Origin of the sequence: Anaerotignum sp. MSJ-24 (assembly GCF_018918145.1) — a bacterium.
Lineage (GTDB): Bacteria > Bacillota > Clostridia > Lachnospirales > Anaerotignaceae > Metalachnospira.
This window is the reverse complement of sequence record NZ_JAHLPX010000009.1, coordinates 20,015-43,843: the sequence shown is the minus strand read 5'-3', so window position 1 is coordinate 43,843 and position 23,829 is coordinate 20,015. Positions and strand designations below refer to the sequence as shown.

Below are 23,829 nucleotides of genomic sequence, written 5' to 3'. Positions count from 1 at the left end.
GTGCATACTTTGCGGTTCATTAGCGTCAGCGGTCTTCGCTGTTTTTGACCGCCCCGTTTTCTTCGGGGTACATACTTTGCGGTTCATTGTTCAATCTAAACTTTATGAGAATCATTTCAAGAAATGAAATGATTTTCGGGATAATTGTTTAATTAACCTTTAATTTATAAAAAGAATAACAAAAATAACCGGTCTTTTCAACAGAAAAGGGACATACCTTTTCAGATATATCCCTTTTTATCTTTATTAATTAACTTTATTATTCTTTTGCCATATTATCGAGTGAAGGCACTTCCTCTGCATCAACCTTGAACGAAATAAGAAGCTGTTCCTGGCTGACTGCCGAGCCTTCATGCACATAGATCTTGTCTACGATACCGTTTACCTTTGAAAGCACTGATGTTTCCATCTTCATTGCCTCGACTGTCATAAGAACCTTGTTCTTTTCTACAACATCGCCCTCTTTTACAAAAATCTTGCTTACTGTTCCGGGGATTGTTGAGCCAAGATGTGCAGGATTATTCTTATCGGCCTTAAGCTTTCTGTCGCTCTTAACCTCTCTGCTCTTATCGAGTATTCTTACCTCACGCATGATACCGTTGATTTCAAATGTAAGGTTTCTGTATCCGTCTTCGTCGGGCTCGGACATATCAATATATTTTATTGTGATAGCCTTACCTTCTCCGATACGGAGAACTGTTTCTTCGCCTTTTTTAAGTCCGTAGAAGTATACATGGCTGTCAAGACGTGATACATCGTTATAATGCTGGAGATGAGCGCAATATTCATCATAAACCTTTGGATAAAGTGCAGATGAAAGAATGTTTCTCATGTTTACCTTATCGAAGTTGAACTTGCTCATAAGCTCTTCGCCCATCTTATCGAAATCGGCAGGAGGAAGAAGCTCGCCGGCACGGCCGTTGATAGGCTTCTGGTCCTTAAGTATAATCTTTGAAAGCTCTTCGGGGAAGCCACCATCGGGCTGTCCGATAAGTCCTCTGAAATACTCAACTGCTGATTCGGGATATGAAAGATCCTTGCCCTTTTCAAAGATATTATCCTTTGTAAGGCCGTTCTTCTGCATGAATATAGCAAAGTCACCGATTACCTTTGATGAAGGTGTAACCTTTACGATATTTCCGAAAAGCTCATTTGACTGTTTATAGAGCTCTTTGATATGTTCAAATTCATCAGCAGAGCCCATTTCCTTAACCTGGAAACGAAGGTTTGAATACTGGCCGCCGGGAATTTCGTATTTATATATTTCGGTATTGGGAGTTCTCATATTGCTCTCAAAACCGCTGTACATCTTTCTTACGTCCTCATAGTAACGGCTTAATTCGTTAAGCTCATCTGGAACAAGCTCTGTATCTCTTTCTGTTCCCTTAAGGGCATAAACAACAGAATTCATTGAAGGCTGGCTTGTGATTGTTGACATTGATTCGATTGCAAGGTCAACTATATCAACTCCGGCTTCTGCTGCCATAAGTACTGTTGAAACGCCGTTTCCTGTTGTGTCATGTGTATGAAGGTGAACAGGAATCTTAAGCTCCTTCTTAAGCTCTGTGAAAAGCTTCTTAGCCGCATAAGGTTTAAGGAGTCCGGCCATATCCTTGATAGCGAATATGTGGCATCCGAGATCTTCGATTTCATGTGCTTTTTTCAGATAATAGTCGACAGTATATTTCTTTTCATCGGGATTTAAAATATCACCTGTGTAGCAGATTGTACCTTCGACGATTTTTCCTGTTGAAAGAGCAACCTCAATAGGCATCTTCATGTTTTCAATCCAGTTGAGTGAATCGAAAATTCTGAATACATCGACGCCTCTTTCGGCAGAAACCTTGATAAATTCACTTACGACATTATCGGGATAGTTCTGGTAGCCTACCGCATTTGACGCACGAAGAAGCATCTGGATAAGTGTATTGGGCATTGCCGCTCTGAGTTTTTCAAGTCTTACCCAAGGTGATTCCTTAAGGAAACGATATGCAACGTCGAATGTTGCACCGCCCCATGCTTCAACTGAGAATGCGTTTCTCATTGCAACGTTCGTTGCAGGTGCGGCAGTAACAAGATCTTTTGTACGGAAACGTGTAGCAACAAGTGACTGATGTGCGTCACGCATTGTTGTATCCGTAACATAAAGTTTTTTGTCGTTAAGTATCTTCTGTGTGAAATCCTTTGCACCAAGCTTAAGGAATTCATCTCTTGCACCGTAAACGGGAATACTTCCGTCATATTTAGGCGGATCAATGGGACCGAAATCCGGTTTATCACCCTTTGATTCATTTACAATTTTATTTCCGATAAATTCTGCGATTTTTGACGCTCTGTCCTTAGAAAGAGTGATGTCAAAAAGCTCAGGTGTTTCTTCGATGAATGTTGTTGTACATTTTCCGCTTCTGAAAACCTCGCTCTGTACAACATTGATAAGGAAAGGAATATTGGTCTTAACACCTCTTATTCGTGTTTCCTTAAGTGCTCTTACGCACTTACGTACTGTTCCTTCAAATGTACGGTCATATGCAATGATCTTAACAAGAAGGCTGTCGTAATAAGGTGTAACCTCTGCTCCGGCAAATATGTTACCACCGTCAAGTCTGATACCGTTTCCGGCAGGTGAACGGTAAACCGTAATCTTTCCTGTATCGGGAAGGAAGTTGTTGGCAGGATCCTCTGTTGTAACTCTCAGCTGGATTGCATGTCCGCTGCAGCGGATGTCCTCCTGTGACTTAATGCCGACCTTTTCTGAGAAAAGGCTGTAACCTTCGGCAACAAGTATCTGTGTTGTAACAAGGTCAACACCTGTTATCATTTCCGTAACTGTATGCTCTACCTGAATACGGGGATTCATTTCGATAAAGTAATAATTTTCGTTGGCATCAACAAGGAATTCAAGTGTTCCGGCATTGCTGTAACCAACATATTTTGAAAGCTTAACCGCATCAGAGAAAATTCTTCTTCTTGTTTCATAGCTGATTGAATCCGCAGGTGCAAACTCAACTACCTTCTGATGTCTTCTCTGAACAGAACAGTCACGGTCGAAAAGATGGATTACATTGCCGTATTTATCGCCCATAACCTGAACTTCGATATGCTTTGGACTCTTAAGATATTTTTCAATGAAGATTTTGTCATCGCCGAAAGCTTTCTTTGCCTCGTTTTTGGCTTCTTCAAATTCTCTCGGCATATCTTCGGCACAGTTTACGATACGCATACCGCGTCCGCCGCCGCCGTTTGATGCCTTAAGCATAACAGGGTAGCCGATTTTTTCGGCAATTTCCGTTACCTCTTCGAGAGATTTAAGTGCATGGTCAACACCCGGAATAATAGGCACTCCGCACTTAATAGCAATCTGTTTAGAGGAGATTTTGTCGCCCATCGCATTCATAGTTGCAACTGTGGGACCGATGAATGTAATTCCGTTTTTCTCACAGGCTTCTACAAATTCGGGATTTTCGGAAAGAAGTCCGTAGCCGGGATGAATAGCGTCTACATTTCTTTCCTTCGCAATTTTAATAATTTCGTTAATGTCAAGATACGCATCAATAGGACCTTTGTTTGGATTGAGCTTATAGCTCTCGTCTGCTTTGGTTCTGAAAGCAGAATATTTGTCCTCCTTAGAAAATACACATACAGACTGTATGCCAAGCTCATTAAGGGCTCTGAAAACACGGATGGCTATTTCACCACGGTTGGCAACAAGCACCTTCTTGAACTCTTTTATCTGTTCCTGCATTATTTTACCCTCCTCCTAAGTTAAGTGTACAACTTAAGTATTAATTTTAATCAGTAGAATTGAGTAAATCAACAATAATTTTCAAATGTTCTAAACTTTTGCATAATTGTATACATTATTTTTTTAGTATGAAAAAATTTTAGTTATTTTTTACTCATGTTTCACGTTAGATACAAGTTATTATTAATTTTAACTTATATCAATTTACTTTAACACAATGAATTATTAAAAATGTACATGAATTTTACATTTTTCACATAAACTACGGTCAATTACAGACAAAAAAATAACGGATAATAGGCTGTTTTTTACCCTAATTATCCGTTATACATATACATTTGTTAATTTATCGGAAATTTGTTTATAAATTCCGTACCCTGTCCTACAACACTTTTGACTTCTATTTTGCCATGATGTATGTCCATAATCCATTTTGCGATGGAAAGTCCAAGACCGTTTCCGGGTATTTCTTTGTTTCTGGATTTATCCACACGATAGAATCTTTCAAAAATATGAGGTATATCTTCGTCCTTTATACCGAAACCATTGTCCTTGACACAAATACAAGCGTAACCGTTTTCTTTATAAAGCTTATACTGAACCTTCTTATTTTCTCCACTGTATTTGAGTGCATTTTCTGTATATATCCACAGCATCTGCTTTATAAGGTCGGGATCGCCGTTTATTATTATATCTTCACTAATATCGGTTTCAACCTCAACCTTTTCGTCCATAACGCTTAAATCCTTTGCTATGTCGTTTACGGCGTCACCGAGTGACATCGGCTGTATCTGTACATGGTTACTGTGTTGGTCGCTACGTGCAAGGAAAAGAAGGTTTTTAATCATAACCGACATATGCTCGGTTTCCTCAAGTATGCTGTTTACAGCCTCCTGAAGTATTTCCGGATCGTCCTTTCCCCAACGGTTTATAAGGTTTGCATAGCCCTTTATTACCGATATTGGCGTTCTCAGCTCATGTGATGCGTCCGAAACAAATCTCGACTGCTGCTCAAAGGAGCTTTCCAGACGGTCAATCATAGAGTTAAATGTTATCGAAAGCTCTTTAAGCTCGTCATCCGGCCCTTCTATCTCTATTCTTTGACTTAAATCCTCAACGCTTATTTTTTCGGCCGTTTCTCTTATTTTAGTAACAGGTCTTAAAAGCACCTTACTTATATATGCCGAAATAAAGAAGGCAAGCACAATTCCGGCAAGGTCGATATGATAAAGTCTTGTTTCGATATATTTAACAAAACGCATAATATCGGCACTGCTCTTAAAAAGTCTTATGCTGTACATATCGCCTTCATACATAACTTCGTTGTCAACGGTTATATAATCCTTTCCGTCCTTGCTGTATACGGAGTATTCATTGTCAAGCATAAAAGGAAGCTTTACCTTTTCTCCACTGCCATCTGAATCCGGTGCCGAATTTATGTCATCATTCGGGGTACTGTCGGACGGAACATTTTCCGGCTGAATATACTTTTGTTTGCTTTCGCTGTCAGAAGGCTTAGAAACATTTTCCGGTACATCGTACGCATTATACTCATCAGCCATACGCAGTCCCAGACTTACATATCTTTCTCCTGTATTTTTATTTTTAATTATATATTCGACAGTATTATCATTGATAAGATCATCTATATTTTCCTCACTAAGCTCGTTTCCTTCGGTAATATATGCCTGTATATGCGACGAGTTTTCTTTAAGTCCTGAAAAAACTATTCCGGCACCTATGCTTCTTGCCGAATAAAGAAATACACAGCTTATGGAAATTATAGTAAATGTGAACAAAAACGTATACAGCACAACAACCTTACCGGTTATTGACATTCTGCCGAACAGACCTCTGTTCTTATTCCTGTTCTTCATCTTTAATATAGTATCCTACTCCTCTGATTGTGTGTATAAATTTTTTGTTATAAGGCTCATCAATTTTACTTCTGAGGTATCTTACATAAACATCAACCACATTTGTTTCACCTATATAATTGTAGCCCCATACCTGGTTGAGTATCTGTTCTCTTGAAAGAACTATATTTTTGCTCTTAAGCAAATAAAGCAGAAGGTCATATTCCTTTTTGGTAAGGTCGATTGTGTCCTCGTCTACCTTAACAAGGTGTTTATCAGCATCAAGTGTTAAATCTCCGCAGGTATATACATTTTTCTGCACAGCCTCCGGTCTTACTCTTTTGAGCGCAACTCTCATTCTTGCCAGAAGCTCCTCAATGGCAAAAGGCTTTGTCATATAATCGTCTGCACCGGAATCAAGACCTGCTACCTTATCAATAACCTCGTCCTTTGCGGTAAGCATTATAATGGGAATTTCGCTCTGTTTTCTTATTCTTCTGCAAATTTCAATTCCGTTAAGTCCCGGAAGCATAAGGTCGAGGAGTATAAGGTCATATTCATTTTTCTGGAATTCATCAAAGCCGACACGGCCGTCATGGCAGACCGTAACGTCATAGCCTTCATATTTAAGCTCAAGCTCAACAAATCTTGCCAGCTTAACCTCATCTTCAATAAGAAGTATCTTTTTATTCATAATAAATCCTCTTCTCTAAGAACATACATTATTATTTATATAATTTTATTTATGTAGTCTATAATAACCTAAATTAAATTAATTGTAAATTTGACTTAAATTAAAATTCCGTTAATATTTGAGGTTTACAATATTTTTCAGATTTTTACATAGTATATTAATCCATAGTTAGAAAATTATTAATATTTTATAAACATTTGCTTTTAAATTTGCAAATTATATTTTTATATAGTATAATTATTTTTACTGTTTAGGAGGTTTTACAGATATGAAAATAAAACATACAGCTCTTCTGCTCGCATTTGTGCTTGCTTGCGGAACAATCACTACTTCATGTTCTTCTTCTGACAACACCGTACAGGAGGATACTCTCACAAGTCGTGAAGTAGATTTTTCTAAAATTGGCTTAAAATATACAACACCGGAAAGCTGGCAGGAATACACAAAATCAAACAATATCTATCCTTATTCCTACGAAGAGGATTACAGCCTTGAAAATATAAGATACAATTACATTACGCCGGAGGATTGGAAAACAATCGCTAAGTCATCAACCGGCGGAGAAAACATTTCTCTTGATGATTATTTATATCCTATCTGCGAAATTGTAATAGCTCAGACCGAAAACGAATCTCAGCTTTATAATTCCGGACTTTACAAAATGTTCTCCAAGAGAAAGCTTGTTGCCGAAAACAATGGAATCGGATACTATCTCTTCTATGACTACGTAGGCTCAACAAGAGCAATGGGCGATGACAACATAGACGTATATGACAAAATATGCGAAGGTGTTACGGAGCTTTCGGATTCATTCGTTATAACCGATTTCGATACCGACAGCTATATTGAAAGCAAATATGCCGAAAAGAACACCGTAACCTTCTCTTCCGAAACAATGGACGGAGAAAGCATGGACAGCAGTATATTTAAGGATTACGATCTTACACTTGTATTTATATGGGCAACATATTTACATCCCGATGCAGATAACCTTGCCGATTTACAGCAGGCATATGAGCATGCTCAGGAGCTTGGCAACGTAAATGTAATCGGCGTATGTATCGATACACCGCTTGCAAAGCTTGATAACAGTGAGGAAACGCAAAAGAATGTTGAAACCGCAAAGTTCCTTCTTGAGGACAGCGGAACAAAATTCCCTATGTTAAGACTTGATACAAACTTGGCAGACTTCGTTAAATCTAAATTTGAATCAATTCCTTCATTTGTAATGGTAGACAAGAACGGAGTTGTAAGAGGCGGATACCATACAGGTCTTTACACAGGTGACAGATATTGCGAATTTATTGATGCAATGGTTGAAAAATATGTTACAAATCCCGATGAAAACACAGCAGTTGACGAAACGGTCGATGTGCCTTCATCAAACGAAACACCACAACAGTAACAGGTGATAAGCGGAAATCTGATTTATCGGTTTCCGCTTTTTTAACAGGGGGCAATAAAAATGAATAAACCAAACACAATCGCAAACAGCGATTTTAAGGGGACAATCGCAGTTTTAAACACAGTTTATCAGACAGTTCCAATGATGAAAAATTCAATATTAGAATATCTTCCCAATGCAAACGTAATCAATTTTGTTGATGACTCAATTCTTCCTATGATTAAAGAAGATCCGAACACAATGGAATACTCCTACGAAAAGTTTCTTATGTTTGCAAGAATTGCAGAAAAACAGAATGCTTCAATCATAATAAACGCCTGCTCCACCGTCGGAGGCTTTAAAGATTATGCCAAAGGCAAGCTGAGCATTCCTGTAGTTCGTATTGATGAAGAGGTCGCCAAAGTTATTGCAAAAAATTCAAAAAGAATAGCCATTCTTGCAACAATACCCACAACTGTTATTCCTTCAACCGAAATTATCCGTTCAAAGCTTGGCAAAGACGCTGTTGTTGACACATTTCTTCTCGACAACGCAGCCGCTTTCAATGCTAAGGGTGATAAAATGAGCCATGATAAAACCATAGCACACAAAATAAATACAATCGGTGACGAATATGATTCCATATTCCTTGCACAGGCTTCAATGGCTGACGGTATAATCTATGCTTCGCCTAAATATACAGATAATGTATACACAAGCATTCCCTATGCAATAGATGAGCTTGTAAAATTGACATTGACATTAAAATAATAAATACATCAAAACGGCAGTGAAATCTCTCGAAATCACTGCCGTTTTAAATTTTGCATAAACTAAAATTAAATAGCTGAAAGGTTCGGAAAACAATAGTCATGACTTTCGCAAGCGAAAGTGGCTTCGCCACCATGCTATGGTCAAAGCATTTTGCTACGCAAAACCGCCTATTCAGAACTTTGCTTCGCAAAGTGGTCTTCGACCACCGCATTTATCTTTGCGGTTCATAAGCGTCAGCGGTCTTCGCTGTTTTTGACCGCCTCGTTTTCTTCGGGGTGCATACTTGCATGGTCAATAGTTTCAAGGCTTTAGCCGATGGAACAAGCTATTCATGCCATCAGTAAACAAGTCGAAAACCTGTTTTCGAATTTTGAGCTCAGCTCAACAACATTCTGTCATTGTCGAATGCCTCTTTTTTCTTTAATGAATACATATTAAGAAGGTCGTCAAGAGTCATCTTCGCCCTTTCCTCTCCACTTACATCAAGTATTATATTTCCCGAATCCATCATTATCGTCCTTGTTCCTGTTCTCAATGCGGAATTAAGATTATGTGTAATCATAAGTGTTGTAAGATTGTTTCTGTCTACTATTCTTTCCGTTATCTCCATAACCTTTTCAGCCGTTGCCGGGTCAAGTGCCGCCGTATGCTCGTCAAGCAGAAGGAGCTTAGGCGTAACAAGCGTACACATGAGCAATGTAACAACCTGTCTTTGTCCTCCGGAAAGCAAACCAACCTTAGTCTGCATTCTGTCCTCAAGTCCCATATTGAATTCGGAAAGTGCCTCTTTGAACATATCTCTGTTCTTTTTGTTTACAGCTGCGCCGAACGGGCCAGTTTTCTGTCTTGAATATGCAAGTGCGAGGTTTTCCTCTATTGTAAGATTGGGAGCTGTTCCCTTCATGGGGTCCTGAAAAACTCTTCCTATAAAGCCGGCTCTTTTGTGTTCCTTCATATATGTTATATTCTGTCCGTCAACAAAAATACTTCCGCTGTTAAGAAGAAAGTTTCCGCATATGGCATTGAACATTGTAGATTTTCCTGCACCGTTCGAGCCGACAACCGTAACAAACTCGCCTCTTTCAAGATGAAGATTAAGTCCCGAAAGTGCCTTATGCTCATTGGGTGTTCCCTGTGAAAATATTTTAACCGCATTATTAATTGTGAGCATCGTTTCCAGCCTCCTTCTTGATTTTGCTTAATGCCGCAGCCTCTTTAACTGCCGGTATTGAAAGTGCAATTCCGACTATACATGCCGAAACAAGCTTAAGTGCAAATGCCGGGAAAATATGTGTTGCCGTTGCAAGCGCCATAATATATCTGTAAACAATAGAGCCGACAACCGCCGATATTATTCCGATTGTAACACTTCTCCTTCCGAAAATGACTTCGCCGATAATTACGCTGGCAAGACCGACAACAAGTATTCCGACTGATGAATTAATGTCGGCATATCCCTGATACTGTGCCATAAGACCGCCGGAAAGACCTACGCAGGCATTGGAAATGGCAAGTGCAAATATTTTTGTTGCATCTACATTTATCGATGATGAAGAAACCATTGCTTCATTATCACCGGTTGCTCTTATACAAAGACCGATATGTGTTTTGAAAAATCTTATAATTATTATACATACTATAAGTGCGAATATAAGTGCCAATGCTGTCTTTACAGTATCTCTCGAAAGCTGAGGCATTTTTTCCATTACATATGAAAAAAGCTCTGTTTTTCCTATCAATGATACATTAACGGCATTTTTCATTACAGCAAGATTTATTGTATAAAGTCCGCTCATTGTTATAATTCCCGAAAGTATGGGATGTATTTTACATTTAGTCTGTAAAAATCCGGTTATACATCCGGCAAGTGCTCCGGAAAATATCGAAAGGACTATTCCAAGCACAAAATGTCCGCTTAAAGCACACATTGCCGATGTTGCAAGTCCGAATGTAAAGCTTCCCTCTGTTGTCAAATCCGGAACATTAAGTATTCTGAATGATATATAAACGCCTATTGCCAATATTCCGTATAGCAATCCGAGCTGTAACGATCCAAGCAGTAAAGTCATGCTGTAACCTCCTTAAAGCATTTTAAAACATTGAACCACCCAAAGGGTGGTTCATATACAATCTTGATTTTGTTTTCTTACCTATTAGTTTTCTACGAATGTAATTCCGTCTGCCGCATCAACAGTAACGCCGATTGCTTCCATTGTTGTTTTGTTGATTACTGTGTCTGTTGCTCCGACAACCTGTGCGGGAATATCGGCAGGTGTTTTGCCTTCAGCAAGTATTTCATAAGCCATATCTGCACTGATTGCACCGATCTGTGTATCGCTGATTGCTATTGTTGCAAATGCTCCGTCGTTTACCATGACTGCAGATGAACCGTAAACGGGAATTTTTGCATCTTTAGCTGCCTGTGCAACTGCCGGCATAGCACTCTGGATAACCGAGTCATTGGGAACGAATATTGCATCACATTCTGAGCTGAGCTGCTGTGCTGCCTGCTGAACTTCCGATGAGTTTGTAACTACGATTTCTTCATAGGCAATTCCCTTAGAATCAAGATATTCCTTTGCATTCTTTGCTGTGTTTACCGAATTAACTTCGCCTGATGTATAAAGTATTCCGTATTTTCCGATACCGGGTGTAAGCTCATCCGCAAGTCCGAAGATGTCGCTTACGGGAATTGCATTTGATGTTCCTGTTGCATTGTTATCGGGATTTTCAAGTGTTGTAAGTATTCCTGCACCTACGGGATCGGAAACCGAAATGAACACAACCGGAATGTCACTCTTAAGGTTTACCATTGCCTGTGTTGTAGGTGTTGCTATTGTTGCAACAAGGTCAACTCCCTGCGAAACCATATCCTGGCATATTGTGTTAAGGTTTGTTGCATCACCCTGTGCATTCTTATAAACAAATTCTGTGTTGCTGTCGTCATAGCCCTTTGCATTCATTTCTGCTATAAAGCCTTCTCTCATGTCTGTGAATGCTCCGTTATCAGCCATCTGAACGATACCGATTACTGTCTTATCAGCACTGTCATCCGATGCTGTGTCTGTTGTAGTTGTTGAAGATGAAGAACATCCTGCAACTCCCATTACCATAACTGCTGCTGCCATCATTGCCATTACTTTTCTAAGATTCTTTTTCATTTTCTTTTCCCCTTTTCATCGATAATAATAAATTTAATATTTTTATCGTTGGTTAAAACAGAGAAGTCAAGGACCAGAGTATAAAAAAAGCCTCGGTCGGCTTTTTAAAAGCCAACCGAGGACGAATAAACATCGTGGTGCCACCTCGTTTTACAGACTATATTGTCTGCCTCTCTCAGATACCAACATATCCTAACCTTTAACGCAGGTATACGTCACAAGCTACTAACCATTCACCGTGCTTCTCCCAAATCCATTCCCCAATTACTTCCGTATCGGACTCACACCACCGCCGACTCTCTGAAACGTTTGTTTACCGGGTACTATTTTTGTTCGCTGAATTTAGTATGATATTATCACCATGTTTTTATGTTGTCAACACTTTTTTTGATAAAATTTTGCACTTTTTTTAAAACAGATATTTCACTGTTCCGGCTTAAAGTCCTCTCTGCCGGGTGTAAAAATCTCCAGCCATTCTGTGTCTTCATATATATCCTTAAAAGTGTGCTCCTCATTGGACTCTATCTGTACAACATCTCCTGCCTTAACATCGAAGTCCTTTCCGCCGCAGGTAAAAAGTCCGCTGCCCTTTAAAACATAAACAACCTGTTTATGCGGATGCTTATGGATAGGGCCGTTTCCGCCCTTAGGTGCAAAAAGCCTGTTCACCGTATAGTCCTCATCATAAGCAAGAAGCTCCCTTCCCACAACAGGTCCCATTTTATACAAAGGCAAATTTTTATAAGGGTTATATTGCATAATATTTCATCTCCTATGATATTTTAATCAGATTATATGACAAGATAGTATATTATTCAATAAAATATTCAACAAATTTGAATTATTTCTATTGACAAATACAAATTTCGTTCTATAATTTATATCAAGACTTTAAACCGTTACAGTTTAACCTCTTAAAGTGCAATTATTTTTAAGAAAGAAGATGTGAGAATTTATGAAGAAGAAAATTTTATCAGCAGTTATGGCTCTCGCAGTTGTAACTATGGCACTTGCAGGCTGTTCAAGCAGTTCTTCCGATGCCAAAACAGATGACAAGACAGAAGAAACAACAGATACTGCAACCGAAAACAGAGGTACAGTAAACGTAGGCTTTGTTCAGCTTGTAGATATGGCTGACGCAACAGCAATGTATGACGGCTTTACACGTACTATCGAAGAAGCAGGTCTTTCAGATAACATCAAAATAGATTATCAGGACGCTGCCGGAGATACAGGAACAATGACAACAATGATTCAGAGCTTTGTTGATAACAATTACGACCTTATCGTTCCTATGCTTACTCCTCCCACACAGGCAGCCGTAAACATTGCCGGCGGTGATATTCCTATTATATTCATGTCGGTTGTTGACCCTGTATATTCAAAGATAGTTCCCGACTGGGATTCGGTAGATCCCAACTATCTTGCAACAGGTACATCGAACACTATTCCTGCCGACCTCATAATCGACACAGCAATGGACATCACTCCTATTGCAGACGGACAGAAAATCTGCATTATGTACAACACATCACAGAACAACGCCCAGTGCACAATGGAAGCTGCTGCCAAATATTGTGATTCAATCGGTGTTGAATATGATGTAGTAGGCTATGCCGACGTTACAGACGCAGTTACACAGGCACAGGCATTCAGCAAAGGTCAGTATGCTTTTGTATATGTTGCTCTCGATTCAATCATCGCAGCTAACTTCAACCAGCTCGGTGCAGCTCTTACAGAGCTCGGCATTCCTTCATATGGAGCAGCAGATGCCATGACAATGGGTGGTGCTTTCTGCTCATACGGTGTTGATTACGACACAGTAGGTGTTATGACAGCCAACATGGTAATCGACTGGTACAACGGAAAAGAAATTATCGATATGCCTTGCCAGAGATACAGCGACTTCACACTTGTTATCAACAAGGGCGTACAGGAAAATCTTGGAATCGAATTACCTGCCGAATACGCTGACATTGCAACATATGTTGGTGAATAATTTACAGCAAAAAAGTAGACTTGCTTTAGGCTTGCAAAGTCAGACAAAGTTTCTTATAAAAAACAAGCAGACCAAGGGCGGTTCTTTGGTCTGCTTTATTGCATTTATGGCAGATAGTTTCTAAGCATAAAGTTTCTAAGCATACAGTTTCTGACACAATTTTTTATACATAAATCGGAAATAAAAGGAGGCAACACAATGGTAAACCAGATAATAGGTGCCGTTGAGCTCGGTCTTGTTTACGGACTTATGGTTCTCGGCGTATTTATAACCTTCCGAATACTTAAGATTCCCGATCTTACCGTTGACGGAAGCGTAACTCTCGGTATGGCAGTCTGTGCCATGCTCACAAATGCAGGTCATCCTCTGCTCGCAATTATAATAGCATTTATAGCCGGCTTATGTGCCGGATCTGTAACCGGATTTTTTCAGACAAAAATACATATACCGCCTATACTCGCCGGTATACTCACTATGAGCGGTCTTTATTCAATCAATCTTAAAATAATGTCGGACGGAAAACCCAATATTTCCATTCTCGGTTCCGATACATTATATTCAAACCTTATGCAGCTTACCGGCTGCAGTAAGCACACTGCATATCTTATAGTATCATTAATTATATGCGTTATAGTGCTTATTGCCGTTGAATTTTTCTTTAAAACACATCTCGGCTTATGTATCTGTGCAACAGGTGACAATGAGGATATGGTTCGTGCAACATCAATAGATCCCAACAAAATGAAATGGATTGCCCTTGCACTTGCAAACGGCTGTGTTGCTCTTTCCGGAGCAATGTATACACAATATATGGGCTATGCAGACGTTACTGCCGGTTCCGGTACAATCGTTGTCGGCTTTGCCAGCGTCATCATCGGCGAAACAATATGCGGAAAACGAGGTCTTTCGGTCGGATTTATTTCGGCAATAGTCGGAAGTGTTGCATATCGTATAATAATTGCCATTGCCATAAAGACAAATCTTTTCCCTACATATTTCCTTAAGCTTGTTTCGGTAATAATAATTGCTATTGCACTCGGCTTAGGCCCGGTAAGAGCCGCATTTGCCGCAAAACGCAATAAGACAAGGAGGCAGAAAGCCAATGCTTGAATTAACCAATCTTCATAAAACCTTTGCGGCAGGAACGCCCAACGAAAAGAAGGCTCTCAAAGGGCTTTCTCTCAGCCTTGACGCCGGAGACTTTGTAACGGTAATCGGTTCAAACGGTGCCGGAAAATCAACAATGTTCAACGCCATTGCCGGAACATTTATTACCGACGAAGGAAAAATAGTTATTGACGGAGAGGACATGACATTCAAACCGGATACCTACCGCGCAAAGTGCATAGGACGAATTTTTCAGGATCCTATGAAGGGCTCTGCTCCTTCTCTTTCGATAGAACAAAATCTTGCCATTCCCTACTCTTCAACAAAGAAAGGAATATTCCACAGAGCTATATCAAAAAAAGACAGAGAATATTTCAGAGAAGTGCTTTCAAAGCTTGATATGGGACTTGAGGACAGAATGAACGTGCCTATTGGAACGCTTTCCGGCGGTCAGCGGCAAGCAGTTACTCTTCTTATGGCAACAATACTCACACCGAAAATTCTTCTTCTTGATGAACATACAGCCGCACTCGATCCACTCACAGCGGAAAAGGTACTTGCAATAACAAAGGAAATTGTTGAAACAAAGAAAATAACAACGCTTATGATTACACATAACATAGCGTCAGCAATAGAACTCGGAAACCGTACAATACTTCTTGACGACGGAAAAATCGTTCTCGACCTCAAGGGCGATGAACGCAAAAACCTTACGGTTGACAGTCTACTCAAAATGTACAGAGAAGTAAAAGGAAAGAACTTTGATAATGATAGAATGTTATTGAGTTAAAAAAATAAAGCCGAGGCAAATCAAAAATGCCTCGGCTTTCATTATTTATCTGATGAAGTTTGTTCTTACTTTAGCTTCCTGCTCCGGTGTATTTATTCCGGCTTTCTTTCCGGCATCAATACACTTAATCATCCAAGCCATATTTTTTGCAAGATTTCGCATTATCTGAAGACCTTCAAGATCCTGTAATACCTCTTCCGGTGCATTTCCATGTACGCCGTTCCAGTAATTTGATGAAACAATAGGCATCTGGGCAATAGTGAAATATTTATTCATTCTGTCCATTGCTGCGGTAAGTCCACCTCTTCGACAGCTTGCAATAGCTGCGGCAGGCTTAAATGCAAATTCAGAGCCATGGCTGTAAAAAAGTCTGTCCATAAACATCTGTGCCTGTGAAGCAGGGCCGCCGTAATATACAGGCTCACCGATTATAAATCCGTCTGCTTCTGCAATCTTCTTTGCATATTCATTAACTACATCATCATCAAAAACACATTTTTTAAGCTTCTGACAAGCATAACATCCCATACATGGATGCTTAACCTGTTTGCCGACCTGGAGAATTTCGGACTCAACGCCGTTTTCCTTGAGTGTGTCGGCAATAACGCTAAGTGCTGTATATGTACAGCCTTTTTCATGTGGACTTGCATTAACAAGTATAACCTTCATATATATTCCTCCTTAAACCATATAGAAACCTTAGTAATATTATAATTCAAGTCATTTTTATTTTCAATAAATACCTAAGTCGAAATCTTGTCATGACTTTTGCTTTGCGAAAGTCATGACTATCGTTTCCTGATACCTTCCGCTTATAAAAACGGTTTTATTAATAATCTATTGACTTTTATGCTTTAAAGTATTATCATTTATGAAGTGCACAATTATTTAAGAAACATCGGAGGTATCATCAATGTCTAAACAGCTCAGAGCAGGACTTATGCTCACGTTGACGGCTCTCATATGGGGCTCTGCCTTTGTCGCACAAAGCGTTGGCATGGACTATGTAGAACCGTTTACATATCTTTTTTCAAGAAACGTAATCGGCGGAATTATTCTTATTCCCATCATGAAATTTGTTGACAAACTCAACGGAAAGGAAAACAATCCGTCTGCTGAACCAAAGGACAAACGAACGCTCATAATCGGCGGCATATGCTGTGGTATTGCCCTTTTCGTTGCGTCATCATTCCAGCAGATCGGCATTAAATACACCTCAGTCGGAAAAGCCGGATTTATAACATCATTATACATGATAATCGTGCCTATATTCGGAATATTCTTAAAAAAGCATGTACCAAAGAAAGTATGGATTGCTGTTGTTATTGCAATAATCGGTATGTATTTCCTCTGCATGACAGGCGAAACAGGCATAAACAACGGAGATATTCTTGTTCTTCTCTGTGCCGTAGGATTTTCGTTCCACATTCTTATCATTGACCATTTTTCGCCCAAGGTTGACGGAGTCCGTTTAAGCTGTATACAGTTCTGGATATGTGCGTTAATCTCCTTTTTCCCTATGGTCATTCTTGAAAAGCCTACATTCAGCATGATTCTTGCCGCATGGGCACCTATACTCTATGCCGGAGCATTAAGCTCGGGAGCAGGATACACACTTCAGATAATAGCACAGAAGGATATTGAACCGACAATAGCCTCTCTTATCTGCTCACTTGAGTCTGTATTTTCAGTACTTTTCGGCTGGCTTATTCTTCATCAGGCATTATCCGGAAAAGAACTTTTCGGCTGTGCACTTGTGTTTGCCGCTGTAATTCTTACACAGATTCCCGAAAAGTCAAAGGCATAAATTTAATTTAAACTGTGCTATGGAATAATGGATATTTAAACATTTTATTCTATGGCACAAAATGTATATTCTTCAAAAAGCCCCGTATTTTCGGGATTTTTTAATATGTTTGATTATTTTTATTGCATTACAGCCGCATATTTAATATAATGCCGTTAGAGTAAGTTGTGTTGTTATCGGAGGAATGTGCTATGGAAAGCATGATAGTTTTAGGTCTTGAGCTGGTCGGAATAATTGCATTTGCCGTTTCCGGAGCTGCCACTGCGGCAGAAAAAGGGCTGGATATTTTCGGCGTTGTTTTCATAGGCGTTATTAATGCACTCGGCGGAGGAGTAATAAGAGATATACTTCTCGGAATATTTCCTCCTATTATGTTCACCTATAAAGTATATGCCATCGTTTCCATTGTTTCTTCGTTATTTGTATTTCTTTTTGCCTATAACGATACCGATCGTTTTTTAGGCAATCTTGAAAACATAGACAACTTCGTAAACATATTTGATGCAATCGGCCTTGGTATATTTTCGGTAACGAGCATACAGCGTTGTATCAATTTTGGATACGTCGATAATGCCTTCTTATGTATATTGATGTCTATGACAACCGGTATCGGTGGAGGTATAATGCGTGATCTTCTCTGCCAGAAGCTTCCGGCTGTATTGCGAAAAAGAATATATGCCCTTGCTGCCATTGCCGGCGGTGCAATATATTATTATATGTTCAAGCTGAACATAAACCATTCTCTCGCAATGTTCTGTGGAATGATTTCCACTTTCATAATAAGACTGCTTGCAACCAAATACAAATGGAATATGCCGAGAATTAAAAAGCAGTAACTCATTATCGCAGAGATTTTCTGCGGTTATTTTATTCTTTACAGATGAATTTTATTATTCCGTCAATGCTTTCTGCCTTATTTACATAATTTTTAATTATCTCCTTGTCCGTTATTATCTCCAAAACACTTTTTACCGCTGTTCTGCCGTTTCCGGTTTCTGAAAAATACTCCGAAACCTTCTTCTTTCCGTTTTCACTTACATTCAAGGAAAATATATCCTCACCGGCTATATAACAGGCTGCTGCATTGGCAAGCACAACCGAGCATATATTAAACTCCATATCTCTTACGGTGCTTTCATAATCCACAGCATAATAGGCAAGTAACCTTTTTATTTTTCTTTCATCAAAGCGTTTGCAAATTTTATTTTCGATATAAATATACTCCATGTATTTTCTTATAAACTCAATGCCATGATAGCCAATAGGATATATCATTGTTCTGTAATCTGCGGTAATATTTATTTCGTGTGCAAAAAATTCGGTATCATACAGCTTAAAAAAACCTTCCAGACCGCCGAACAGCGTTGAATTATATATCTCGTTATCAATATTTACCGCAGAATTTTTCAACTGCTCATAAAACAGCCTTGAGCTTTTAACCATCTGCTTAAGTCGCTTTTCTCCGCATTTAAGGCAATTTCCAATGCCAGTATTTATAAGCTCATTTATAGCTTTTTCATTATCCTCAAAGCTTTTGAGATGTACTCCGATTGTAAACGTAATTGATTTCATAAGCTCGTCGGCAATCTCCGTTCTTACCGAGCTTATTTCGTTTGATGTATATTTGCGGCATTTATCGGCAAGTACGGCAATAAGCTCGTTTCTTATATTTTCAAAAACTCTTTCGCCGATTATTCCGGATGTATAACTGACTTCAAGCAGTGACGAAAAATAATTTCTGTCATCGACAGCTATACTACCTGTTTTAATTGCATTTGGTTTGCTTAAATTATTCATTTTCATTACCTCCGCAAATCATATCCAATGTACGGCTTTCAACCATTTCATCTGAACCGTTATATTTATCAAAAGTCATTCTCATGGCAGATATTATTTCATCATCACTCACATTGGTTTCATTCCTGAAATAGTAAAACATATCAACAAATTCTCCGACCCTTTCCACAAAATCCTCATTATTTATACACCTGCTATCGCAGAAAGCAAATATCAGCTTTTCTATTATGTCATGTTTGAATTCTATACGCCCGTTTCTCTTCAATGCTTCATTCCGTATTGCAATAAGCTCCTTTACCTCATGCTCGCTCACTGTGATTCCGAATTCAGATAAAATTATATTTTTGTCAACTATGCTTTTTATTTCATTCTTTTCTACATTTGTTATTCCAAAATTATCGAATATCGGTAAATCCATATTAATCACCCCTATACTCAATACACCATAGGCCGATGTAATACAAGACTTGACATTTTGTCTATTTTATGGTAATATAAGAACATAAATTAATAAAAAATATTTTTATCTGCCTTCATGGCAGTATTTTTTTGTTCATTTATCCGTACATAAAATTGACAAAAACAATACTCTATGTTATAAAAGAATTAATTGCTTTTACAATAAATTTTTCATATGGAGGTTATGATGAAACAGAAACTAAGCTTTAAGGAATATGTTTACGTTGCAAGTATGCTTTTCGGAATGTTTTTCGGAGCAGGAAACCTTATTTTCCCGGTTTATATGGGGCAGATGGCAGGCAATAATATTATTCCGGCAATTATGGGCTTTCTTATTACCGGCGTAGGCCTTCCGCTTATGGGTGTTGCCGCTCTCGGCATAAGCCGTTCCAACGGTCTTTTTGATCTTTCCAGCAAAATAAGCAAGCCATATGCCATGTTTTTCACCTGTCTTTTATACTTAACAATAGGGCCGTTCTTTGCAATTCCAAGATGTGCAACAACCTCGTTTACAGTCGGCCTTGAACAAATTTTTCCGAACAGCGAGCACTTAAAGCTTTATCTTCTGCTTTTTACGATAGCATTCTTTGCGGTTACTCTCTTCTTTTCGTTGCGTCCCGGAAAAATACTTACGTGGATAGGAAAAATACTTAATCCTTGCTTTTTGGTTTTTCTCGGAATACTTATTGTTGTTGCTCTCGTAAAACCATCGGCATCGGTCAATTCCGTTGTTCCTCAGGGAGCTTATTCAAGCCAACCGTTTTTAACCGGATTTCTCGAAGGCTATAACACAATGGACGCACTGGCGAGCCTTGCTTTTGGTATTATCGTTGTTCAGGTTATAAAAGGGCTTGGTGTTGAGGAGCCTTCTGCTATTGCCGGAAACACTGTTCGTGCCGGAGTTTTCAGCTGTATACTCATGGCTGTTATATATCTTGCCGTAACAATCGTCGGTGCACAGAGTCGCGGTTTTGCAGAGGCCGCCGAAAACGGAGGAATAGCTTTTGCACATATAGCACAGTATTATTTCGGAGGCATCGGCCTTTTCATACTTGCGGCAACAATAACTCTTGCCTGCTTAAAAACGGCAGTCGGACTTATAACAAGCTGTTCGGAAACCTTTGCGGCTCTTTTTCCCAACGGACCTAAATACCGTTCATGGGCGATTATATTCAGCTTAATGTCATTGCTTTTTTCAAACCTCGGCTTAAGCACAATAATCAAATTTTCTATTCCTGTGCTTATGTTTTTATATCCGCTTTCAATCGTGCTTATTCTTCTTGCACTTCTCGGCGGTTTATTCAAACACAGCCGTTCGGTTTATCTTTGTACAATAATCTTTACACTCTTTGGTGCGGTATACGATCTTCTTCGTACTCTTCCCGAAGGCCTGCGTCAGCCGCTTCATTTAGATCCTGTTATTGATGCGGTTGGAGGTATACTTCCGCTTGCATCTTTCGGACTCGGCTGGATTGTTCCGTCAATAATCGGTTTTGTTGTCGGAATTATTATTTATAACATAAAGAAAAAATAAAGGATGCTACAAAGGGGGTTTTTCTTTGAAAAGAATACATAAATTTATATCTATAATATGCTTTATTATTATCTCTTTTCCAATGACAGGATTTGCAGCTGAAAAAAATGTAGAAATAATTAGTGATTCCAAATATCCAATTACTGTTGAAGCTGAAAGAACAGTTGCTTTCGATAATCAAGAACTAATTCCGATAGATGAAATTCTGATTAAAGAAACTTCAAAGGATACATTCTCTGCTAACCAGGAGTTTATTTTTTCTGTAAAAAACAAACCACTCTCTGTTGAAGATGAAAAAAATTCTTTTAATCTTATGTTTGAGCAAAGTGAATCAGTCAAAAACTTTAACAATAATCTGAAGGTTGAGTATAAATCTGCTGATGGCAATCTGATTGTTACTATTAAAGAGAGTGATCCAAATAAAATAGAATCTTTTACTTTAACAAATTTGACGTTGATACAAAATACAAATAGGGTTCGTCTTCGTACCTATTCATTATACGCATCTTCTAACTCTGATACAGAAGTGATTCCTGTAGTATCTGATTTTGTAGAAATCGAAGAACACAAGCTCCAAGTAGAAAAAGAAAAGTTGGATATTAAAATCCAAATAAACGAAAAAACATTCTGTGTAAATGAGATTGAAAAAGCACTTAAAGTACCCGCTTTTATTTCTAAAAATGGGTATACAATGTTACCCATCAGAGAAGTTACCGAGGTATTCCCCGGCACAAAGGTTCTTTGGGATAATAGCCGTAAAGAAGCAAGTATTTTATACGGATATGATTATGTATCTATTATTGCCAGAGCAAATGTAATGCACATCAATGGAGAAGAAAATGTATTAAAAAATGCTGCGGAAGTGCATGATGGACGTATGTTTGTTTCTTTAAGAGATATGTGTCGAATTTACAATATCCCCAGTGAAGATATTATTTGGGATAATACAACCCAAACAGTTTATATTACCACTGAAGTCCAAAAGTAATGTATTCAATTTAGGCCGCTAAAATTTTAGCGGTCTATTTCTACGACACTTAAACCTTCCTATATTATATTTTTAATAGAATTGGTATTGTTATTTAGTCACATAATTATTATACCAAAAAATCGCTCAGACCTCACGGTCTGGGCGATTTTTCTGTCAGTGGAGTTTTTTACAGTCCCATTTATTTTACTCAAGATTAAGCTTGTTTGAAAGTATATATTTAGTGATAAAGAAATATATCAAAAGCTCGATTATTACAATTACCAGACCTGCTAACATAAAAGCATTCATCATTTGCAATATACCCACTATCGACTCTGTATCATATCCGCATAAATAGAACGGCGGTACAAATTTATCTGTAAACAGTACATTTGATATAATAGCTAAAATAATATTTCTAAGAACAAAGTTTATTCCAACAAATGCACCTATTGCACAAAGCCCTCTGTGTTTATTGGAAAGCTGTCCAATCGAAAGGCACAGATAAATCATAAATGTAAGATTGACTATTCCGAATATAAAGGTTAAAACAGTTTCAATAAAGAATAAAACCACATTAGATGCACCTGCCTGTCTTGATGCTTCTCCGACTAAGCCAATTGCATCATTCACAAAGTTCACAAAGTCAGTGTCATAAACCAATATAACTACTGTTATCAAACCGATTATGCACGAAAGAATTGCCCAAGCAAGCACAGCTATCGCCTTTGACAATATGAGCTGAGATGTATTAACCGGAAGAGTAAACATAAGGTATCCTTCTCTTCCCAAAAGGCTTTTTCTGAATCTGTTTATCATAACGACAAGTGTAACAACAAATATTGCAACAACAGCCGCACCTAATAATGACGGAACGATTGAACCTAAAATCTTTGAAAACACTCCCATATCCTTATTATAAAAACCGAACTGAAGCATTATTTTTTGTATTGCTCCCGCAATAAGTAAAACCGCATATGCAGGCAAAAATACTCTTGAAGTTGCCTTAAATTCATATTTCAATAATTTGCTTAACATTTGAATACCTCCCTAAAATAACCGTCAACAGATGTTGAATATTTTTCTCTGATATCATCAACAGATTCGTGCAATACTATTTCACCGTTATTGATAAAAATTGCCTCATCAAGAACCTTTTCAACATCAGATATGAGATGTGTGGATATTACGACACTGGCATCCGGATTGTAGTTAGTAATTATAGTATTAAGAATATAATCTCTTGCCGCAGGGTCAACTCCGCCGATAGGCTCATCAAGAAGATAAAGCTGTGCCTGTCTGCTCATAACGAGTATAAGCTGAACCTTTTCTTTATTTCCCTTTGAAAGAGTTTTAAGTCTGTCGTCCTCATTTATATTCAGTCTTTTAAGCATATCCTCAGCCTTTTCTCTGCTGAAATCCTTATAAAAATCGTCAAACATTCCTACAATATCCTTAACCTTCATCCAATCCGCCAGATATGTTCTGTCGGGAAGATAAGAAATTATCTTTTTGCTTTCTATGCCTATTTGTTCGCCGCTTACCTTTATATCACCTTCGTCTGCGGTAAGAAGTCCGTTTATTATTTTGATAAGAGTTGTTTTGCCGCTTCCGTTCGGTCCGAGAAGACCTATTATCTTTCCTCTTTCAAGCTGTAAATTTATATTTTTCAATACTTCTTTTTTTCCGTATTTTTTAGAAACACCGGTGCATTCCAATACGAATTCAGTCATTATAAATTCCTCCCTTTATTTT

Annotated in this window: 21 protein-coding genes and 1 other annotated feature; of the genes, 9 read left to right on the top strand and 12 right to left on the bottom strand. The window is 38.5% G+C overall.

Features of this window, described 5'->3' with window-relative positions; translation table 11 throughout:
• Positions 1-259: 259 nt before the first annotated feature.
• The 3 genes from KQI66_RS09550 to KQI66_RS09540 all read right to left on the bottom strand — a co-directional run bounded on the left by KQI66_RS09550 (position 260) and on the right by KQI66_RS09540 (position 6,292).
• On the bottom strand, positions 260-3,742 hold the full coding sequence (locus tag KQI66_RS09550) for a pyruvate carboxylase (RefSeq protein ID WP_216428991.1): 3,483 nt from the start codon (positions 3,740-3,742) through the stop codon (positions 260-262).
• Between the two features lie 341 nt (positions 3,743-4,083).
• Positions 4,084-5,619 carry a sensor histidine kinase gene (locus tag KQI66_RS09545; RefSeq protein WP_216428989.1) on the bottom strand — a complete coding sequence of 512 codons (1,536 nt, stop codon included), beginning with the start codon at positions 5,617-5,619 and terminating at the stop codon, positions 4,084-4,086.
• Positions 5,603-6,292, bottom strand: coding sequence for a response regulator transcription factor (locus tag KQI66_RS09540; protein WP_216428987.1), 690 nt, complete (start codon positions 6,290-6,292; stop codon positions 5,603-5,605). The genes KQI66_RS09545 and KQI66_RS09540 overlap by 17 nt, the downstream gene beginning before the upstream one ends.
• Positions 6,293-6,560: 268 nt before the next feature.
• On the opposite strand from KQI66_RS09540, the gene KQI66_RS09535 reads away from it, so the two are divergent.
• Both KQI66_RS09535 and KQI66_RS09530 read left to right on the top strand, forming a co-directional pair.
• Positions 6,561-7,697 carry a TlpA family protein disulfide reductase gene (locus KQI66_RS09535; RefSeq protein WP_216428986.1) on the top strand — a complete coding sequence of 379 codons (1,137 nt, stop codon included), beginning with the start codon at positions 6,561-6,563 and terminating at the stop codon, positions 7,695-7,697.
• A gap of 60 nt (positions 7,698-7,757) precedes the next feature.
• Positions 7,758-8,447, top strand: a complete 690-nt coding sequence (locus KQI66_RS09530; protein ID WP_216428984.1) for an aspartate/glutamate racemase family protein — start codon at positions 7,758-7,760, stop codon at positions 8,445-8,447.
• Positions 8,448-8,826: 379 nt separating this feature from the next.
• On the opposite strand, the gene KQI66_RS09525 is transcribed toward KQI66_RS09530, so the two are convergent.
• From KQI66_RS09525 to KQI66_RS09510, 4 genes are all read right to left on the bottom strand, one after another.
• Positions 8,827-9,621, bottom strand: a complete 795-nt coding sequence (locus KQI66_RS09525; RefSeq protein ID WP_216428982.1) for an ABC transporter ATP-binding protein — start codon at positions 9,619-9,621, stop codon at positions 8,827-8,829.
• Complete coding sequence (locus tag KQI66_RS09520) at positions 9,608-10,519, bottom strand: ABC transporter permease (protein WP_216428979.1); 912 nt, start codon at positions 10,517-10,519, stop codon at positions 9,608-9,610. The genes KQI66_RS09525 and KQI66_RS09520 overlap by 14 nt, the downstream gene beginning before the upstream one ends.
• 84 nt (positions 10,520-10,603) lie before the next feature.
• Positions 10,604-11,611, bottom strand: a complete 1,008-nt coding sequence (locus KQI66_RS09515) for an ABC transporter substrate-binding protein (RefSeq protein WP_216428977.1) — start codon at positions 11,609-11,611, stop codon at positions 10,604-10,606.
• Between the two features lie 114 nt (positions 11,612-11,725).
• Positions 11,726-11,957 (bottom strand) — a binding site (T-box leader).
• Between the two features lie 77 nt (positions 11,958-12,034).
• Positions 12,035-12,331: a cupin domain-containing protein gene (locus tag KQI66_RS09510; RefSeq protein ID WP_216428976.1), complete on the bottom strand. Its 297-nt coding sequence runs from the start codon at positions 12,329-12,331 to the stop codon at positions 12,035-12,037.
• Between the two features lie 235 nt (positions 12,332-12,566).
• Between KQI66_RS09510 and KQI66_RS09505 the strand changes: the two genes are divergently transcribed.
• The 3 genes from KQI66_RS09505 (at position 12,567) to KQI66_RS09495 (ending at position 15,507) form a co-directional block, all read left to right on the top strand.
• Positions 12,567-13,610, top strand: coding sequence for an ABC transporter substrate-binding protein (locus KQI66_RS09505; RefSeq protein ID WP_216428974.1), 1,044 nt, complete (start codon positions 12,567-12,569; stop codon positions 13,608-13,610).
• A gap of 198 nt (positions 13,611-13,808) precedes the next feature.
• Positions 13,809-14,720: an ABC transporter permease gene (locus tag KQI66_RS09500; protein WP_216428972.1), complete on the top strand. Its 912-nt coding sequence runs from the start codon at positions 13,809-13,811 to the stop codon at positions 14,718-14,720.
• The gene (locus KQI66_RS09495) at positions 14,713-15,507 is read left to right on the top strand and encodes an ABC transporter ATP-binding protein (protein ID WP_216428969.1); all 795 of its coding nucleotides are present in this window, start codon (positions 14,713-14,715) and stop codon (positions 15,505-15,507) included. The genes KQI66_RS09500 and KQI66_RS09495 overlap by 8 nt, the downstream gene beginning before the upstream one ends.
• 45 nt (positions 15,508-15,552) lie before the next feature.
• Here KQI66_RS09495 and KQI66_RS09490 read toward each other — a convergent pair whose 3' ends face one another.
• Complete coding sequence (locus tag KQI66_RS09490; protein WP_216428968.1) at positions 15,553-16,176, bottom strand: flavodoxin family protein; 624 nt, start codon at positions 16,174-16,176, stop codon at positions 15,553-15,555.
• 244 nt (positions 16,177-16,420) lie between these two features.
• On the opposite strand from KQI66_RS09490, the gene KQI66_RS09485 reads away from it, so the two are divergent.
• Together KQI66_RS09485 and KQI66_RS09480 are read left to right on the top strand one after the other, a co-directional pair.
• Entirely contained in the window at positions 16,421-17,314 is an 894-nt protein-coding gene (locus tag KQI66_RS09485; protein WP_216428966.1) for a DMT family transporter, read from the top strand.
• Positions 17,315-17,505: 191 nt separating this feature from the next.
• Complete coding sequence (locus KQI66_RS09480; RefSeq protein WP_216428964.1) at positions 17,506-18,150, top strand: trimeric intracellular cation channel family protein; 645 nt, start codon at positions 17,506-17,508, stop codon at positions 18,148-18,150.
• Positions 18,151-18,181: 31 nt separating this feature from the next.
• Here KQI66_RS09480 and KQI66_RS09475 read toward each other — a convergent pair whose 3' ends face one another.
• A complete protein-coding gene (locus tag KQI66_RS09475) occupies positions 18,182-19,111 on the bottom strand; it encodes a DUF6179 domain-containing protein (protein WP_216428963.1) in 930 nt (309 codons plus the stop codon).
• On the bottom strand, positions 19,104-19,529 hold the full coding sequence (locus tag KQI66_RS09470) for a DUF6323 family protein (protein ID WP_216428961.1): 426 nt from the start codon (positions 19,527-19,529) through the stop codon (positions 19,104-19,106). Before KQI66_RS09470 ends, KQI66_RS09475 begins: the two co-directional genes overlap by 8 nt.
• A gap of 228 nt (positions 19,530-19,757) precedes the next feature.
• Between KQI66_RS09470 and brnQ the strand changes: the two genes are divergently transcribed.
• Positions 19,758-21,104, top strand: a complete 1,347-nt coding sequence (gene brnQ, locus KQI66_RS09465; RefSeq protein ID WP_216428959.1) for a branched-chain amino acid transport system II carrier protein — start codon at positions 19,758-19,760, stop codon at positions 21,102-21,104.
• 25 nt (positions 21,105-21,129) lie between these two features.
• Positions 21,130-22,092, top strand: coding sequence for a stalk domain-containing protein (locus KQI66_RS09460; RefSeq protein ID WP_216428957.1), 963 nt, complete (start codon positions 21,130-21,132; stop codon positions 22,090-22,092).
• A 186-nt stretch (positions 22,093-22,278) separates the two neighbouring features.
• Here the strand turns inward: KQI66_RS09460 and KQI66_RS09455 are convergent, their stop codons facing one another.
• Both KQI66_RS09455 and KQI66_RS09450 read right to left on the bottom strand, forming a co-directional pair.
• A complete protein-coding gene (locus tag KQI66_RS09455) occupies positions 22,279-23,112 on the bottom strand; it encodes a hypothetical protein (protein WP_216428955.1) in 834 nt (277 codons plus the stop codon).
• Positions 23,106-23,807, bottom strand: coding sequence for an ABC transporter ATP-binding protein (locus tag KQI66_RS09450; RefSeq protein WP_216428953.1), 702 nt, complete (start codon positions 23,805-23,807; stop codon positions 23,106-23,108). The genes KQI66_RS09455 and KQI66_RS09450 overlap by 7 nt, the downstream gene beginning before the upstream one ends.
• Positions 23,808-23,829 lie beyond the last annotated feature (22 nt).